The following is an 18,440-nucleotide window of genomic DNA, read 5'->3' on the forward strand; positions in this document are numbered from 1 at the left end:
TGCATCATATTTTAATAAGAAAGACTCCAGCCGAAATCAAATGTAAAATAATTTTGCTTTTTGGTTTCACGGATGACATAACGCAGACCCGCGCGCACGGTCGATGTCAAAAGCGGCGTTGCTGCGGCACCGAAGTTCGGTGTAAAGGTCAGCGATGCGGACAGCACGGCCGAATCGCAATAACGCATTTCCCCCGAAAAAAGATTCCGTACAAGATGCGGCGTATCAAAAAAATCCCACGACACGCCGCCCGTATAATCGAAGCGGCCGGTATACGACGCACGCAGCGCCCAGCGGTTTACGTAGAAAAGCGGAATCGCTTTTTGCACTTCGCCCGCAAACAAAATAATTTCGGCGGTGTTTTTTATAAAGGTCGATCTGCTCGGAAAAAATCGGGTGCCGAGCGTGAGCGGAAAATTATACGTATAATCATAGCGGCATATATACGGCAAAAGGCACGGCAGGCAGACGGCCGCATTGACCGAAAGATTTTGATATATATTGTTTTGCGAAAAAGGCGATCCCCATGCAGCTTCGTATTTGATTATATACGATGCGTTCGCAGCAAAACCCGCTCTCTCGTATACACCCGCACCGGTTTTATGAATATTCGAATAGCCGGCGGATAATTTATTAAGTGCGATAAATATCGGCAAAGCATCATCGTCTTCAAGGATGCCGAAAAGTCGGTCGTACCTTTCGGAAAATTCCGTACGGCTTTGCCTGCCGGCAAAAACATGTGCATCGTCCCCGAACGTAAGGCGCGATATTCTGCCGATGGGAATCGCTGACGAAAGGTTCACCGTGTGAGCCGTTTGCTTAAAGCCGCGCCGGTCGAATTCGATTTGATTGCTGAGCGAATATTTGAAAAGCGAAGTCGCCGTTCCGCTTTGGAAGCGCGTTTCAATCGCACCGCTGTTCGAAAAAAAACCGTATCCTGCACTCGCTATCGCGAGTTTCGACGACCACGGATTATTTGACGCATAGGTAAATCCCAAGGGCAAAACCATGCTTGTCGCATCGCCGAGCAAATCATGTCCGTATGTCGATGCGATGCCGACCGGTAAAAAGATACCGCGTTTATAATAATCGAACGGATTGTATTTTTTCGATCGGGCAAAAATCGCCTGTACGTCTCGATCGCCGGCCGCCTGCTCTCCGCTTTGCACATTATCGGTAGCTTCCGCCGATTGCGCTTTGTCTGTATCGGACTTTTCAAGCCTTTCGCGTTTTGCGTCGAGCGCGATTTCCCGCATCGCTATACTCTCGCTTTCCGCAGTAAAAAGGCGATTGTCGCGAAAAAAATGCCCCGTATATGCGATACTCCCGTTTTGGAGCATAACGGGATCGTATACGCCGCCCGACACATCGTCCGTCTGTAAAAGCATCGAAGCGGAATCCGCTCGGTTGTCATCGGATTTTTTAATTATTAATTTTCCGAAGCGCGGCATCGTATCTTCGGCCGCCCACGAAAACGTAAATACTTTTTCAGAGCGCCGAGTTCCGTCGTTCCGCTCAGTATCGGTGCCGCTTACGGAGCGATCTGCAGCATCCGCCGTACCGTTGTCCGCAGCATCTGCAAGCGAAACATCGCCGATAACCATGCGCGCATACGGCGGATCGTATACCTTTTCCGTACCGTCCGCAATCGAATACAATCGAATCGACCACTTCATGCCGCTTTTGCATGCGTATACGATTTCGCCGCCGCCTGCGTCCTTCGGCGTAAATGCGACGTCTCCCCGATCGAGAACACGGGATACGATAAATGAAGCACCGCGCACTTTGCCGTCCGCGCTTTTGTCGAGTTTGTAGACGGTGAGCGTGCTTTGCTGCGACTTCGTTTTTACCGCCGCAAGATAATACTCTCCGTTCCATGAGATGACGGCCGCATCGCGCAGACCCGTTTCGCTCATCGTATAACGCGAACGGTTTTTCATATTAAAAATATGAACTTCGCTTTTCGGAACGGCATGACTTTCGCTCATCACGCTGAAAGCCGCATACTCACCGTCACGAGAAAGAGATGTGTGCCGCAGATTTTTGACGGTACATATTTTTTTTGCGCGATCGTAGCGCTTTCGTTCGGCATTCCATTTTGAAAAATAAAAACTTCCGGTTGCATCGTCGGTAAAGCCGAAGCCTGAGCTGCACGAAACGAGCGACGCATATCGTGAGGCGCGCGTATTTTCTTTCGAGCGTTTATCGGTGCCGGAAAAATAATCTTTGCATAAGCCTTTGACAAGCGGATCGGGATACTGCGCGGCGGAAGAGGGCACGGCGACCGAATCGTAAAAAAGACGCCACGCTTCTTTGACGGAAATCCCGTACACCGATTTGAAGGCGACGGATGCGTGTATTGTTTGGAAGTTGACGCACTTGTATAAAAAGCGCGCGTAGTTTTTCATACCGTACGTTTTTTGAATCCAGTTTTCAAACGCCGCGCCGAAATGATAATTCGTATCGTACGGATAGATATCGCGCGAACCGTAGATATCGGCATGCGACGGGAAAGCGCCTTCGATCTTTGCCTGCCGCACCGTCTGCGCACTGTACGGATCGTTCAAGCGTCCTTCGCCGCCGGCACTTTCCGATGCGACGGCAACGCCTTCAGTCCGCGACCGCGTAATAAACAAATATGCGGGATTTACGGCGTCTCCGAATACCGCGCCGACTCCGCGCCAAAATGCATTTTTCATATTGTACGAAACGGCGTGCGTAAGCTCGTGTCGGAACGTCGACAAAAAATCGTCCGATGCGACGGCAATCTTTTTCGTCACCGGCGTATCGTACATGACGATCGTATCGTAACACGCTGGCGAATAATATGCGTTGAATTCGTCCTGTGCAGGCGTTATAACGACGGGAAAGCGCTTCCATTGCTCGGTTTCAAGATAGGCGCATACGTCTTCGTATATCGCATCCGCATAACGCGCAAGATGTTCGGCGCTTCGGACGGAATCCGGTGCATAGATGATATCGAACCACTGCGTCTTTACGACACGGATATCTTTTTCGCCCCACATGACGCCGTCGGCGGCGCCAAGCGAAAGCGATACAAAAATCGAAACGATAAAAAAATTAATTATTATTTTTTTCATGCACTACACTCCTCTTGCCGCCGTTTTGCAAAGCGGCAAAATCGCGCGGCAAAGCCGGACCGGCGCGCATTTCTCTTTCTTTCCTCCATACCGGAAGCTCAGGTTTTTCATCGCCTTTGCGTACATATTCGAGCCAAGATTCAGGTTCGGGAACTTCGAAGCGTACGGTTTTATGCGTTGCGGGATGGATGAATTCGATCGTACGTGCATGAAGCGCAAGGCGGCAAAACGGATCGGTACGAGAACGGTGCGTTTCGTCTCCCGCAATCGGACAGCCTTTCGACGCGAGGTGCGCGCGTATTTGATTTTTTTTGCCGGTGTCGAGGTCGAGTTCAAAAAGCGTATGCGTCGGCCCCCGCTCTACGATACGATAGCGAGTGCGCGCTTCGACCGTTTTAAACTTCGCCTTTCCGCCGGAAAAATCGAGATGCTTCGTGTATGTCGTTTTATTTTTATCAAATCGTTTTATCCGGTATGCTTTGCCGGAGGGCTTGTCATCGGCTTTCGGAACGAAGCCGATATTGTACGCGTTGTACGCAAGCGGCGCATCGATGACGCCGAAATCGGGAAGCGCAGGCCCTTTCGGATTTTCGGCAACGGCGCGATATATCCGCTTACTGACGATTTTTTGCCAAGAATGCATAAGCGATCGCTGCACCTGCTCGCTCAGCGCAAAGAGCATGACGCCGGACGTATCGCGGTCGAGGCGGTGTACGACAAACGGACGATGCCGCTGCGAATACGTACCCCTGCTCCTCATGATGCGGCAGAGCACATCGAGTGCAGTCCGAGCTTTACTGCCCGGATACGGAACGGAAAGCATACCCGACGGTTTATGTATGACAACGATACACGCGTCTTCATAGAGGACATCGATCCGCTCGCGTCCGAAATCGATTTTATGTTCGCGCTTGTATTGCGTACTCGACTTTTCCATAATTATTAATTAATAATGCGGCGGCATGCGGTTGGGAATTTCTTCCGCCGCATCGGCCAATTCGCGCAGTTTTTCCGACATCGCTTTGCACTGCGCCGTAATCCCGTCGATCGATTTCGAGTGAACGACGGAAACATCCTGCAGCTGATTTACAAAATCTTCGAGGTAGGCAAGTTTCGTTTCGAGCGCAACGATGCGCTTTTCTATTTCAATATCCGTAGACAACTCCTTATCACGTGCGGTTTTCAAATTGTAATCGATTGCCGCTTTTTTTACCAGCGAGGCGCACAATCGGATCGAAGCCTGTCGATGTGCGGCGATTTCGAATTGCGGCAAAGGCGATCTATCGATCTTCGAAATATTCGTATGCATCGACGATGTCGAGGTAAACGCCGTCGAATCCCGCATCGATAATTTTTTGAATATACGAATCATCTCCGCCGCAGATGATATTTTGCCAATCTTCGTTCCAATATCGCACTTTATAATTTCCCTTCCAATCGGGATTCAATTTGTCGAGCCACGAGGGCGCATTTTTTGTCAATTTTTTTCCGCGTACCCAGCGCTCATCCCAATACCAGCGGTAGTCTTCCGCTTCGCCGATACTCATATACGCGATGATAAAGCGCGTGCCGCCGGAAAATTTTTTCTTAATCGATTCGATTGCCGTGCGGGAAAACGGCACGTTACCACCGTCTACAAAGGCGTCCATGATTACGGCGTCGTAATCCGTCGCCCGTATTTTTTCGATGAGCGCGCTTCCGTCAGCGTCGCCTGAAGACATACCGAGCAAAAATAAAAAATTTTTCGCTTCGGAAAGTTTCGTCACGTCGTTTCGATTTTTACGGTACGGATAATACTCTCGCCCGTATCCGCTTTGTTCCGGGATAAGGGCGAGATTTCTGTCGGGCGCCGCAAAACCGATAAAGCCCGCCGCGGCGGTTTTTGCGTACGAGTCTGCGATCGCGGCTCGGGAAGAACAGTAATCGATCGAAAAGACGGTCTTACCTTTTTCCAAAAATTTTTTGCACGTACCGACAAAATATGCGGACGACCTCGGAGATGTCGCTTTGCCTTCTCCTTTTTCGCCGTAAAACGTATCTTCGCGGCCGCATCCGTCGATCGCGTCCATGTACGAAGCATCGGCCTCCGTAAGCGGCACGCCGTTTTCGTCGGCGGGAGCGTCGCTGTCCCACGCGACCGTCTGCCCGTTTTGCGGAATGACGACAAAGCGCGGGTTTTGCGCCTTTGCATAGGCGGATATTTTTTTAATAAACGCGCGCATTTCTTCGCGGTAATGCGGCGGCACATCGTGTGCGCTACAGGACGCATTATCGCTGCAAAAAGCGGCTGCGGCAAACACAAAATTAATAATTATTAAAATTATACATCGTCTTCTGTCGTTTTGTTTCATACTGCTCCCTTGGAAGCGCGCCGGGCATCTTTAAACATCGTTATATCGATACCTTCCATCTCAAGAAGTTTTATTTTTTTATCGATGCCGCCGGCATAACCGGTCAGCTTTCCGTCCGATCCGACGACTCTGTGACACGGAATGATTACGGAAACGGGATTATGCGCAACCGCACCCCCGACCACGCGCGCCGATACCCATGCAAGCCCTTTTCTTTTTGCAAGCATTCGGGCGATGTCGCCGTAGGAAATGGTTTTACCGTACGGAATCTCTCGGAGAACGGCCCACACCGCCTGCCTGAAATCGCTTCCTGCCGGAGCGAGCGCGAGTTCCGCCGCATCCGGTTTTTGTCCCGCAAAATATCGATCGAGCCAACGTTTTACTTTGACCGATGTTTTATCGTCGTCTTTCGGTACCGCGTCCGAAATCGCCGCGCCGTAATATTTTTGCCCTTCGAACCACAGCCCGACGAGCACTCCGTCCTTTTGCGCCAAGAGCATATCGCCGAACGGCGACGAATAAGATGCCGTGTATATCATAAGGCTCCTTACCGGGGTACCACTTCGGTTTTTGCCGCGCGATCTCCAAGCCTTGTGCCGGAAAGCGCGTACGCCAGCAATTCAAGAGGCCCGAAAACCCAAAAGATATTGCGCAGTATCCGCCGTAAAAGAGGCGCATCTTTTTTCGTGTCCGCCGATACGATCTTCAATTTTACAATCCTTTTTCCGATGCTCCCGTATTTCGGGATATCTTGAAATATCATATAACACATCGAAATATAGGTTAAACCCAACGCTTTCGGCAAAAGATTTTCGATCGGAGTTACCGCGCCGTTTATGAGCGGATACATAATAAAATACATAAACAGTATACTTTGTATTACGGCCGTTATCATAAAATCGATAAGGAATGCCGATACGCGTTTGCCGTCCATACTTGCCTCCCGAAAAATTTTACATACAATATCCGTGAAAAGTATACTATAAGCAAAAAAATCGGTAAACCGTAAAATCGAAAGATCTTTTTCCGCCGACAAAAAACCCGACGGATAAAATCGATTTCGATAAATGCGCACGCGCGGTTATGAGTACGGCTGCCGCACCGCCGCTTACGACAGTATTCCGAAACGGCCGGATTCCGGCGGCGATTAATGCGCTTTTGTATTTTCGAGCGAATACTTACAGCCGCAATAGTCCTGCCGATACATGCCGTATTCTTTGCTGATTTCGAGACTGCGTTTAAAACCGTTTCGCTTTTTAAAATCGCTTGTGAGAAAGCGCGGGCCGCCGGATGCTTCGAGCATCGCGCCGATGGCATTGATTTTATCCGCGTCTTTAAACGGACTGATCGAAAGCGTCGTCGTAAACCAATCGAAAGAGTGTGCGCGCGCGTATTCGTATGCGCGCTTCATGCGCAGTTCGTAGCATCGTCTGCACCGCTCTCCGCGTTCGGCTTCGGAAGCGAGTTCGGGATTTTCGGCTACGCGGACGGCTTCTTCGAATTCGCTCTCGTCGTAGTCGGCACGTATGAGCCGAACGCGGTTTTCGAGCGCCGGCGGAAATTGCGGCAAAAAAGCTTCGAGCTCATGCAGACGCCGCTCGTATTCTTTTCGAGGATGGATATTCGGATTGTAATAATAAATCGAAATGTCGAAATAGGATGCGAGATATTCGATGACGTAGGACGAACACGGCGCGCAGCAGGCATGGAGGAGGAGCGAAGGCTTTGCCGAAAGGGCTTCCGCCGTTCGATCCGGTGCAATGCGGTCGAGGATGCCGTCGAGTTCCGATTGATAATTCCGCTTCATCGCTTTAGATTATACCGCTTGCCGACAGACGCTCGCAATACGATACGCCTACGCCGCCGTGGAGCCGTGCCGAAGGCAGCGACCGGAGCGGAGCGAGGACGCCGCGCGCTAGCAAGCGGCGAAAGGGCGGATAGCAAAAAGGTTTCGTCCCGGTAAAAAAACCGATGAAACCGCTTCGGATATGACGCGGGATTTAAATTGTTAATTTGTAAATTGTATGCTCGTTTGAACCGATATCATCGCATTATCGATTATCAATTTATTCAAACCTTCCGCTTCATGCGCTCTTCAAGTATCGCAAGGTATGCCTTTTTTTCCGCTGCCATATACTGACAGTGCCCGTACCCTTTATGCAGTGCGATATGCACAAAAGGGTAGCGGCGCAAAATCGTCTTTGCTTGCCGTGCATCTATTTCTTTACTACCGAATTCAAAATACATACGCTGCTGAACATCTTTCGGATACGGATAAAAATCGAAGCGGCTGCATGCATCTATGATATTTCGCAGGCTTTTTTCATCCATGCTTTCAAACGTGCTTCCCATTACTTCGCCCGCTTCACCGAACAATGCGGTCATTTTCTTTTGAGCAAACCCCTTGCATTTTCGCGCCTTTTTCCATTTGCTTAAAAAGACAGCGGTATACACAAAGCGCAAAAAGCGGGCATTTTTGTATACCGGCGCACCGTCCAAAACAATGCAGTTCCAGTGTATGTCGTCATCCTTCAACAGTTCCAGCATAATCCGCGCTCCCAGGGAAATGCCGAACGTCAATGCAATATCCGTATAGCCTTTTTCTTTCAGATAGCAAAGGATTTGCGCAGCTTCGTTTTCGGCGGAAACAAACTCGCTCGAAGACGCTTGCCCGTGAGCCGACAAATCCGGCGCAATAATACAGTACCGATCGCTCAGCGGCGCAAACAGCTTTGCCGCAAAGGCACCGGTCAGCAACATCGGGTGCAAAACCAGTATTTTTTCCGCCTCAATGTTTCCGTATTCGTGTATAACCATATCGCCTGTCCTCCTGCAAATAATAATTTTTACCACGTGTTGAGCCGTGCGTCGCGTTCTTTAAAAAAAGAATCGAAACCCGCTTTTTTGACGTGTTCCATTGCATAGGCCACGTTTCCGACGCCGGGAAACATAAGGCACGAAGCATTTTCAAGATTTTTCGGCGTATCCGAAATCACGTATTCGATGCGCAAAAAATCCTGCGCATGCCGCACGCTTTGTATGTTGCCGGCTTTATAATCGACGATTCCAATCGTAGCACATTGTACTTTGCAGCGCACGCCGTGTCAATTGTCCGGGCGGAAATTCCACGGAAATCAAGTTTTGCCCAAAAGCGGTAATAATGCTTGAGGATTCATAAGTGCACGGAACATAATCCCGTTTAAAGGCAGCTTCGATTGTGATTCACGTTTGTGTATGCGGATTATGTTAAGCGCAAACTTGTGCAGCATATTGAGATTCTGTTGTACGTTCTTACTCTGCACCCTGCATCTGTCCTCGTCAAAATGTACATCCAACAGCCAATGCATCGATTCCACCGACCATTCCTCTCTTGCATGATGGAGCAGCTCTTCCGCTCGTAACGCTTTACTTGAAATATAATAATGCCATTCTTCCGTCACCCCTTTACTCGTCTCAAATCGTGTATGCACTGCTCCAATACATTTGAGTTCCGGCCATACTCGTCCTCCCGGCTGCCATGAAACATCTGCACTCGTATACGCACTGCGCCTTTCCTTCCGCCCATGTCCCTTTTCCGTTCGTGTGATGCTGTCCATCGTCACTCTCAGCTTTGTATCCTGAACATACTCCGCGATATCGTTCATAAGTGCTTCCTGATTGCCCTTCGCACTTAACAAATAATCCGCTTTTGCCTCAATTATCGCCTCGGCAGTCTCTATTTGACAGTTCATTGCGTCCGCGACCACCATACAGCCCTGAATTTCAAGCTCTTTTATCAATTCCGGTACGGCAGGAATCTCATTACTCTTTGATTCGACCGTTCTTTGGGCAAGCGTCAACCCCAATTCCCCTATCTGTGCACTGATGATATGCAAGGGACTGTCGTATTTTTTCATCTTTCCCGTTGAGCGGATAGCTTTTCCGTCTATGGCTATCGTCAACGGCTGCTTCTTTTTCTTCGCGCTTTGTTCTTTCTCTTCCGTCTCAAGTTTTGCTGCAAGAGCCGGTACAACCGAAGCTACCCATTGTTTCATACACTCATTCAATGATTCCGGCCGTATGATTCCAAGCAGGCTTAACAGCCACCAATAGCACGGTATTCGTTTGATTCCGAACGTTTCTGCCAAAAATGTTCTGACATGTTCGGTCGTTGCCCACTCGTGGATTTTCTTTACGCTTTGCAAATCGCACAAGCTTCCCAAAATCACGATGATAACCGCGTCTTGTACGCTGCAAAAATACCCGTCGTATTCCCGTTCCGTCTCAAGCACTGCAAGTGCTTCTTCTAATGTTTCCCACCTCATACACTTACTTTAGCACTTTATCAACTTTTTAAACAATACTCGAGCAAAAATTGATTTCCGTGCGGAAATTCCCATACCCGGAAAAGCCCCTTGCGCTCGAGCAGCTCGGCATGCGTTCCCGTTTCGGCAAGCCTGCCCTCATCGATGACACAAATACGAGCCGCGGCTATATACACTTTGCAACGCAGGCTTCGACATCGGCCATGGACGCGGGCGGTTCAAAACGCTCAACAACGCTGCCGTCGCGCGCGACAACGAATTTGGTAAAGTTCCATTTGATATCGGAATTGTTTTTATAATCGGGATCGCTTTTTTTAATATAGTCATGCAGTAATTGCGCCGTTTTACTTTCGCCGAAACCTTCAAATTTCTTTTGCGTCTTTAAATACGTATAAAGCGGTAACGCGTTTGCCCCGTTTACGTCGGACTTTTTCATTTGCGGAAATTTCGTATTGTAATTGAGCGTGCAGAATTCGCTGATTTCCCGGTTCGTACCCGGCGCTTGTTTTCCGAATTGATTGCACGGCACATCGATTATTTCCAAGCCTCGCTCATGATATGTTTCGTAGATTTGTTCAAGCTCTTTGTACTGTGACGTAAAGCCGCATTTCGTCGCCGTATTTACAATCAGCAATACTTTTCCTTTGTAATTTTTAAGCGGAACATCGTTTCCCTGCGCATCCTGAATCGAATAATCGTAAATCGACATATTTTACCTCCGTACAAGTCGATTATGTACGCGCACTTATGCACGTTTATGCGCGCTCACGCACAAATATCTCTTCATACAACCCGTCGGCGGGTCAAACGGCACCGTTTATGCGGCGCTCTTCCGCCTCTTGATTACTTCTTATTTACGCAAATAATTATAAAGAATTTGCCCGCCCTGTGCCAGCGCGCGACGGATGGAGGAGGACAACGGCACCTTGTAAAAAAAACGTCTGACACAGCACCGTTTTTTTAACCCGTTTCGATTAGAAAAACCGGGATTTGTGCTTTCTTTTATTTATAATATGTAAACCTGATTTGACTAGTATATTTTTAGGATGGGCTTCTCTTGCCCCCGTCGGGCATATTTTAACACATGCCATGCACACAATACATTCATTTTTATCGGTTGTCATATCCGCACGTATACAACTTTTAGGACATACTTTTACACATTCGGAACAGTGAATACATTTTTCGTTATCCGTATACGGAACAGTAAATATTCTTTTTCCGGTATGTATCGGTTTATTATCCGCGATAAAACTTATAATTTTATCAAACACAGTTGTCCTATTATAAAGATGCCGAGTTTCCGTATGTAATAATCTGTTTCTTACAGTCTTTCCGAACAGTACCGCAGTTTGTAAATCATCATTATCGGGTCTGCCTTTAGCAACCGGAATATCTTTACCGGAATATGAATGCTCCCCGACAAATTCACCGTAGCCGAGCAGTTTTCCGTTACCCTTTTTTATTATAGATATCATTTCTCCGGCAGCAAACATCGGTGATGCATTACCGTATAGTGTGATTGCAATTATACATTTTCCTTGAAAATCCAAGTATTTTATGTAGTTTCTGAATTCCTTATATAAAAACCCTCCGTATGTCGGAGCGCCCACGATTATCAAATCCGCATCTGCAAAACTTACATCTTGTGTTTTCTCTCTATTGTCCCGTTTAGTCAAATCCGTAGAACATATTATGTCCCCGTCAATTCCTTTAACAATATAATCAATGACTTTTTTCGTTGTTCCCGTAGGTGAGAAATAAATAACGGCAAGTTTAATTTTATCCGCAGGCATATTCATTGCAGGCGATTATAACACATCGGCATAAAACTTTCAGTCATTGCCGATTCCGATTATCCTCTAATTATCCATTACAAATTATTAATTATTAATTATCTAAACCTTCCACTCGATGCCTTTTTGAAAGTTATCCCACATACTTGCGTATAAACCCTTCCGCGCGAGCAGCTCGGCATGCATTCCCGTTTCGGCAACTCTGCCCTCATCGATGACGCAGATTTTATCGGCGTTAACGACCGACGAGAGGCGGTGGGCGATCATAATGACGGTTTTGTCTTTGAGCAGCACGTCGAAGGTCTTTTTGATTTTGTATTCGTTTTCGGCGTCGGCAAAGGCGGTCGCTTCGTCAAGTACAATAATCGGTGCGTCCTGCAGCAGGGCGCGGGCAATGGCAAGCCGCTGCGCTTCTCCGCCGGATACGTATGTGCCCTTGGTGCCGTAGACGGTATCTATACCGGCAGGCAGTTTTTCGATGATGTCCATGCACTCGGCTTTACGGAGCGCTTCCGTCACTTCTTCGCGGCTTGCATCTTTTTTGCCGTAGCGGATATTTTCAAAAATGCTTTCTTTAAAGAGCTTATTTTCCTGGAACACGAAACCGACGGTGTGTAAAAGGTCGCTTGTTTTAATATCGCGGATATCGACACCGCCGATACTGATTGAACCCGAATCCGCTTCCCAAAAACGGCCGAGCAAATTGACGAGGGTCGTTTTGCCGCCGCCTGAAGGCCCGACAAGAGCGGTAAGCGAATGTTCGCTGATGTGCAAACTGATGCCGTTCACGGCGGTGCGGCAGGCGTTTTGCGGCATTTTATCGCCGCCGGGATTTGTGTTCCCCGTTTCCGCAGATCCCGCCGTGTCCGTTTTATACGAAAACACCACATCCTTAAATGCAATATCGTATCTTTCTGGCAGCACGGACTTTTCCGGTTCTTTGGTCAGCGGCGCTTGCAAAATATCTTCAATACGGTTGAGCGCGTCGTTCGACCGCTGATGAAAGGTATTTGCGTACATGATTTTTATCAGCATCCCGTAGGTAACCGGCGCAAAGGCAAGGTAAAACACAAAACTGTAAAAAAAACGCGCATCGAGTGTCGCAGTTCCGGCCATCAAAAGAGCGGCGGGCAACAGGAATAAAAAGCCTAATTTAATAAGCGCGAGGAAAATCGAATACCCGTTTTCCCACGATATCGAATATTTGTGTACAAACTCTTTGTAGTTCATAATCGATGTATAAAAATTCTTAAAATAATACACGGACTGATTAAAGGTTTTGATAACCGAAATGCCGCGCACATATTCGGTACCGGCATTATTCATCTGTTCGAGTGCATCTTCATACTTTTGCATAAAGCCCGAGTTCGAGCTGATGCGCATTAAAAGCGTTTGCACGACAAACGCAAGCACGAGCGGCAGGAGGGAAATAAGACCGAGCCGCCAATCGAAGGCGAGCATGAGAACGAGTATCGCAAAAGGAGAAACCGTATTTTGCGCGGTATCCGGCAGGCTATGAGCGATCAGCGTTTCAAGCTGGTTGACGTTTTTTTCAAACACCTTGCGCACCTTGCCGCTCACATGCGTGATATGCCAGCCTATCGGAAGTTCCGCAAGCGTTTCGGTCATCCGAATTGAAAGGTTTTCCTGAATCGTAAACGCGGTTGCATGCGAAAGCATGAGCGCCGCATAATAGAGCACAAAGCCCGCCGCAGCCGAACCGACGGCCCACAGTCCGTAACGCATAAGAGAGGCGGCGTGTACCGCTTCTTTTGCCGCAACTGCGCCGATCACATCGCGCATTACAAAGAACACCATGATGTACGGCACAAAGCCGACGAGGGCGCTCAAGCCGGAAAGCACAAGCGACAGAGACAAAAGGCCTCTGCTCTTTCCCGCATAGCTTAAAAGCCGCTTGACAGTCTGCTGCTTTGCAGGATTGCGTTCTTCGCGCCTTTCCGCCTGCTTTTTATTTTCCGTCGGATTTTTCGCCGCCCGTTTTTTTATTTCATTCATTTTATCACTCATATAACAATTCTCCGGCCATTAATTAATAATTATCAATTACCCGTTCATCCTCTTTTCCACGGAATAAAGCGGTTGACTCGTTTGCAATATGCGCCATATTCATCGCCGAAGCGGTCGGCAAGCCATTTTTCTTCCGTCAGCTTCATAAACACGGTAAGGTACAGCAAAAAAAGCGGCGGTAAAATCAATACGTACAGATTCCGGCAAAACAGCAGTACGCCGGTACAAATAAATAAAAATGCCGAATAAATGGGATTGCGCACAAGGGCATACACGCCGTCGGTTGCAAGCCGGTTCGATTTTATCTTGATGTCGATGCGCGCACCGAATACCGCGGCGCACCACAATGCAATGCCGCCTGCAATGCACAGGATTCCGGCAATGACAAAAAGAATTGCGGTTCGCGTGCCGCTCACATTTCCGCCGGCAAGCACACCGAATTTTACAAGCGCAATGCCCGCAGCCGTGAACGCAATCATAATCGCAATGCATATCGGCCCTATGCCCATCACCGGAAGATGGTCTTGCTTATTTTCTTTCGTTTCATTCATAGACAATCACCTATTAAGCATTATCAATTATTATGCCGACCACTGTTCGCTTTCCCGCTGCAGCCGATACATACCGATCCGGTACCCATCACCGGAAGATACTCTTGCGGAACAGACGGTAAAATCTTATCCTTCCTTAAAAAACGGCATTCGAAAAAATTTCAATTTCCGAGAATGACGTTTTCGTGCGCGTGCCCCGCAACGAGCGCGTAAGCGCGAAATTTCGAGCGGCGTATACGTTAATCAGCGACGTTTGCGCAGCAAACTCGCCGTTTAATGAGACCGCGCTATTTCAGCGGTCGAAATTAAACCTCCCGTTTAATAAACATACGTCTCCGTTAAGCCCGATTTTTCAATCATGCTGCGGTAGAGCGGTGATTTTTTCAAAAGTTCCGAGTGTTTACCTTCTGCGTCGATTTTGCCTTCATCCATGACGATGATTTTGTCGGCGTTTTCGATCGATTTTAAGCGGTGCGAAATAATAATCACCGTTTTGCCTTTTATGAGCGTGTTGAGGCTTTCCTGAATTTTCATTTCGTTTTCCACATCGAGCGAAGCGCTTATTTCGTCGAGGATGATAATCGGCGCATTTTTTAAAAGAGCGCGCGCAATCGAAAGACGCTGACGTTCTCCGCCGGAAAGACGGCTGCCGTTTTCGCCGATAACCGTATTGTAACCGTCCGGCAAAGCTTCGATAAACTCGGTACAGTTTGCAAGACGGGCGGCTTTTTTTACGTCGTCGGCGCTTGCGTTTTTATTTCCGACTCGGATATTCTCCATAATCGACGTATTAAAAAGTCCGACATCCTGAAACACAATCGAAATTTTATCGAAGAGGCTGTCGGTGTCGATTTTTGCAATGTCTTTGCCGTCGATGAGGATCTGTCCCTTATCGTAGTCGTAGAGGCGGGATGCAAGCCGGAGCACGGTTGTCTTTCCGCAGCCGGACGGACCGACAAGCGCGGTAACCTGATTTTGTTCGGCCGTAAACGAAATGCCGTCGATAATCTTTTGCCCCTTGTTATACGAAAATTCGACGTTTTCAAATTGAATGCCGTAATGCTGCAACGAAGCGGGCTCGCCTTCCTGCGTTTCCGTTTCGCGCAGCTCATTAATGCGTTTAACGCGCGAATCGATATACATCAATTCGGCAAGGTTGGCTTCGACACCTGCAACCGCGTCGGTAACGCGCGAGGCGGCGATAATATAGCCGATAAAGTACAAAAGCGGCGCAGTCCCTGCCAAATACATTTTTAATCCGAAAAACACGGTACAACCGATTGAAAACTTTAAAAACAGCATTGCGATGTTAAGCGGGATCGCTTGATGCGCTTCCACAACCAAATGCAGTTTTTCCGCTTCGTCGACATTGCAGTTCAGTTTTGCCGCCACCGAATCCGTGAGCCCGTAGCTTTTAATTTCCTGTTGAAGCTCTATCGTTTCCTGAAAAAATTCCGTGCGCTCGCGCTGCTTATGAAAGTCGCGCGTCGTTTCCCGTATTTGAATTTTTTTGGACAAGATTAACAGAATAAAACTGATGATAATCGGAACAAACACGCACAAGCCCAATCCCGGGTGTGCGACAATCATCATCGCGCCGATTATAATCAAATACAACACAAGGCCGATTGTTTGCGGAATTGCGTGACTGAGCGCATGCTCGATTGTAGCGACATCGGTCATAACCGTTTGCGATAAGTCGGAAACATCGTGTTTCGAAAAATACGCAAGCGGCAGGGCTTTGAGCCGGTCTGCAATGTTAACGCGCAGTTCTTTGCATTCTTTGAACGTCGCCGTGTAGAGCGTGTTGTAATTGATATGGACGAGTACATACATCACAACCGCAAGGGCGGCAATAATGCCGATATAAAAACCCGCCGGCCGCAGCGTTCCGTCAAAATATTCCTGCAGGAAAAACATCGTTAAAAACATCGGCAAAATAAACGAGATATCCGCAAGCATCGACCATACCGACGCCGTAACTATTCCTTTTGCACCCGATTCGGTAACCCCGAACCATTTTTGTAATTTAGTCATATTACACCCTCCAGTCATTTGCCTTAGAATACAGCTTTTGCAGCCGGCTGTACTTTCCGCCTTTTTGCATAAGCTCGGCGTCGCTGCCGCGCTCGACGATGTTTCCGTCTTCGACAACCAAAATTTCATCGACATTTTTAATCGAGCTGAGGCGGTGCGCAATCATAATAACCGTTTTGTTTTTCATCAAATTGGAAAATGCCTGCTGAATTTCGTATTCGTTTTCGGGGTCGGCGGCCGCGGAAGCTTCGTCCAAGATGATGATGTTCGCGTTTTTCAAAATAGCGCGGGCGATCGCAACGCGCTGAATTTCTCCGCCGGATAAGTGCACGCCTTTTGAACCGATAACCGTTTTTTCGCGTGCGGGGAATTTTGCCAAAATGTCTTCGCAGCGGGCGAGCCGGAGCGCGTTCATTACGTCTTCATCGCTTGCCTGTGCGTTTCCCATTTTGACGTTTTCAAAAATGCTCGTTTTAAAAAGCTTCGACGTTTGGAACACAAAGGCGATACTGCGCATGAGCGCATTTTTTGAATATGAAGAAATATCCTTTCCGCCGATTAAAACGTTGCCCGAATTTATTTTGTAAAAACCGGAAATAAGTTTTGCAATGGTTGATTTTCCGCCGCCGGATGAACCGACGAGCGCGTAGGTTTTGTTCGGCTCCAACGTAAAGCTCACATCCTTTAAAATCTTTTCGTCGGTATAGCCGAACGAAACGTTTTTAAATTCGATACCGAAGTTGTCAAATGTTTCTTCCGTGCCGTGTTCGAGATTGTCTTTTTCCATTTCGGAAAAAAGATTTTCAAGTTTATCCACAACGCTTTTTGCCTGAAAGTTATACATGCCGACATACATCACGCGCATAAACACCGAAAAGAGAACGCCGGCAATGCACACAAAAAAGACGATTTTTGCAACGATGAGATTTCCGTCGGCACCCTTATTCATAAAATAAATGGCGGCAGGAATGGTGAATACCGCGAACAGGTTAAACAGCACTTGAAACATCACATACGGAGAACGGCAGCTGAGCGTGTACTTGTACGCCAAATCCGAATAACCGGTAATCGCTTCGTAAAACGCTTTGAAAGATTCGACGGTGCTTTTAAAGATTTTTACAATCTGCATACCGCGCACGTATTCGACAGCTTCCGCATTCATCCGTTCCAATGCCGCTTGATACTTCTGCATAAAGTTTTTATTGCCCATCATAAACATCATCTGTGCGCCGCCGATAAGCGCAACGCCGAGGAGCAAAAAACCGAGCTTTACATCGACCGCAAACACGATGATAAACATAAAAATCGGCGTAAACAATGCGGAGATGTTGTCGGGAATTAAATGCGCAACCAGCATATGCGTTTCCTGCGCGTTGTCGTCTATGAGCTTCCGGATTTTGCCCGACGGGTTCAGATCGAAAAAAGCAAACGAAGCGTTCATTAAATGTTTGATTGCGGTTTTGCGCAAATTCGATTCAAGCCGAAAGCCGAGCACGTGCGATGCCCACAAAGCGCCGAAGTATACGATCGAATAGCCCGCCAACAGCGAGACAATCACCGTCGCGTACATCGAGCCGTCCGTAACGTTTTTTGTAACCAAAAGCGCGTACAAAAACTTCCATAAAAACCAAAAAGCGCCCATCTGAGAAGCGACTCCCAGCACGGCACATAACGCCGAAATATACACGCAATGTATTTTTTCCGGCGTATATTTAAACAATCTTTTATATGTGTCCATTCAGACCTCCTCTGTTTTTTGAAAATATGCGGCCTTCTGCTCCGCCTGTTTTCAAAAATGCTATCCACGAAATTAATCAGTAATATTTATATCACAATTCTATTCCATAGCGATTGATATTTCCCGTTCTTCTTTTATATTACCGAGATAATAATCTTTAATTTACCATCTTTTGTATCAAGGCGGCTTAGAATGAGCCGCTCTTTATCAATATTGTTTTCTCCGATATGTACTCCGTAGTCTAAATGTACATGAGCCGATTCATACATCGGAATATTTTTTAATTGCATTTGATCCACATCGGAGAAAGCGATCAGCAATTCACCCAATGATTTCAAACCTATCCTATCACCACATATAATAACTTCACCTGTTTCTTCCTCTTCATCCTTATTAACAATAACAGTTAATCGACCTTTCAATGATGATAGTTTCAATCTTTTTTTCAGAGTATTCCTCCTCTATGGATATATCATTCAATTTGTAATTATACACGCTGCCTATAACCCTCTCTAATTTGCCGATTATTAATTA

17 protein-coding genes are annotated in these 18,440 nt (G+C 47.5%); all 17 read right to left on the minus strand.

Annotated elements, in window-relative coordinates; translation table 11 throughout:
• Positions 1–11: 11 nt before the first annotated feature.
• On the minus strand, positions 12–3,101 hold the full coding sequence (locus H9I35_RS07050) for a hypothetical protein (RefSeq protein WP_187418723.1): 3,090 nt from the start codon (positions 3,099–3,101) through the stop codon (positions 12–14).
• On the minus strand, positions 3,082–4,038 hold the full coding sequence (locus H9I35_RS07055; RefSeq protein WP_187418724.1) for an RluA family pseudouridine synthase: 957 nt from the start codon (positions 4,036–4,038) through the stop codon (positions 3,082–3,084). Before H9I35_RS07055 ends, H9I35_RS07050 begins: the two co-directional genes overlap by 20 nt.
• A 9-nt stretch (positions 4,039–4,047) precedes the next feature.
• Positions 4,048–4,374, minus strand: a complete 327-nt coding sequence (locus tag H9I35_RS07060; RefSeq protein WP_252722623.1) for a SlyX family protein — start codon at positions 4,372–4,374, stop codon at positions 4,048–4,050.
• A 7-nt stretch (positions 4,375–4,381) separates the two neighbouring features.
• Positions 4,382–5,452 carry an endo alpha-1,4 polygalactosaminidase gene (locus H9I35_RS07065; RefSeq protein ID WP_187418725.1) on the minus strand — a complete coding sequence of 357 codons (1,071 nt, stop codon included), beginning with the start codon at positions 5,450–5,452 and terminating at the stop codon, positions 4,382–4,384.
• Positions 5,449–5,991 carry a methylated-DNA--[protein]-cysteine S-methyltransferase gene (locus tag H9I35_RS07070; RefSeq protein ID WP_187418726.1) on the minus strand — a complete coding sequence of 181 codons (543 nt, stop codon included), beginning with the start codon at positions 5,989–5,991 and terminating at the stop codon, positions 5,449–5,451. The genes H9I35_RS07065 and H9I35_RS07070 overlap by 4 nt, the downstream gene beginning before the upstream one ends.
• 8 nt (positions 5,992–5,999) lie before the next feature.
• Positions 6,000–6,386 (minus strand): RDD family protein, encoded by a 387-nt coding sequence (locus H9I35_RS07075; protein ID WP_187418727.1) that lies wholly within the window; start codon positions 6,384–6,386, stop codon positions 6,000–6,002.
• Between the two features lie 213 nt (positions 6,387–6,599).
• A complete protein-coding gene (locus H9I35_RS07080) occupies positions 6,600–7,259 on the minus strand; it encodes an epoxyqueuosine reductase QueH (protein ID WP_187418728.1) in 660 nt (219 codons plus the stop codon).
• 263 nt (positions 7,260–7,522) lie between these two features.
• The gene (locus tag H9I35_RS07085) at positions 7,523–8,269 is read right to left on the minus strand and encodes an alpha/beta fold hydrolase (RefSeq protein ID WP_187418729.1); all 747 of its coding nucleotides are present in this window, start codon (positions 8,267–8,269) and stop codon (positions 7,523–7,525) included.
• A 29-nt stretch (positions 8,270–8,298) separates the two neighbouring features.
• Positions 8,299–8,550 carry a type 1 glutamine amidotransferase family protein gene (locus H9I35_RS07090; protein ID WP_187418730.1) on the minus strand — a complete coding sequence of 84 codons (252 nt, stop codon included), beginning with the start codon at positions 8,548–8,550 and terminating at the stop codon, positions 8,299–8,301.
• Between the two features lie 36 nt (positions 8,551–8,586).
• Positions 8,587–9,756: an ISAs1 family transposase gene (locus H9I35_RS07095; RefSeq protein ID WP_187418599.1), complete on the minus strand. Its 1,170-nt coding sequence runs from the start codon at positions 9,754–9,756 to the stop codon at positions 8,587–8,589.
• A gap of 166 nt (positions 9,757–9,922) precedes the next feature.
• Positions 9,923–10,465, minus strand: coding sequence for a glutathione peroxidase (locus H9I35_RS07100; protein WP_187418731.1), 543 nt, complete (start codon positions 10,463–10,465; stop codon positions 9,923–9,925).
• Between the two features lie 265 nt (positions 10,466–10,730).
• Positions 10,731–11,558, minus strand: a complete 828-nt coding sequence (locus tag H9I35_RS07105; protein ID WP_252722624.1) for an EFR1 family ferrodoxin — start codon at positions 11,556–11,558, stop codon at positions 10,731–10,733.
• A gap of 96 nt (positions 11,559–11,654) precedes the next feature.
• Complete coding sequence (locus H9I35_RS07110; protein WP_252722625.1) at positions 11,655–13,580, minus strand: ABC transporter ATP-binding protein; 1,926 nt, start codon at positions 13,578–13,580, stop codon at positions 11,655–11,657.
• A gap of 44 nt (positions 13,581–13,624) precedes the next feature.
• Positions 13,625–14,131 (minus strand): methyltransferase family protein, encoded by a 507-nt coding sequence (locus H9I35_RS07115; RefSeq protein ID WP_187418732.1) that lies wholly within the window; start codon positions 14,129–14,131, stop codon positions 13,625–13,627.
• 318 nt (positions 14,132–14,449) lie between these two features.
• Positions 14,450–16,168: an ABC transporter ATP-binding protein gene (locus H9I35_RS07120; RefSeq protein ID WP_187418733.1), complete on the minus strand. Its 1,719-nt coding sequence runs from the start codon at positions 16,166–16,168 to the stop codon at positions 14,450–14,452.
• A gap of 1 nt (position 16,169) precedes the next feature.
• On the minus strand, positions 16,170–17,906 hold the full coding sequence (locus H9I35_RS07125) for an ABC transporter ATP-binding protein (protein WP_187418734.1): 1,737 nt from the start codon (positions 17,904–17,906) through the stop codon (positions 16,170–16,172).
• 134 nt (positions 17,907–18,040) lie between these two features.
• Positions 18,041–18,328: an Imm32 family immunity protein gene (locus H9I35_RS07130; RefSeq protein WP_187418735.1), complete on the minus strand. Its 288-nt coding sequence runs from the start codon at positions 18,326–18,328 to the stop codon at positions 18,041–18,043.
• Between the last annotated feature and the right edge of the window lie 112 nt (positions 18,329–18,440).

The sequence above is a fragment of the Treponema sp. Marseille-Q4132 genome, from assembly GCF_014334835.1.
Lineage (GTDB): Bacteria > Spirochaetota > Spirochaetia > Treponematales > Treponemataceae > Treponema_D > Treponema_D paredis.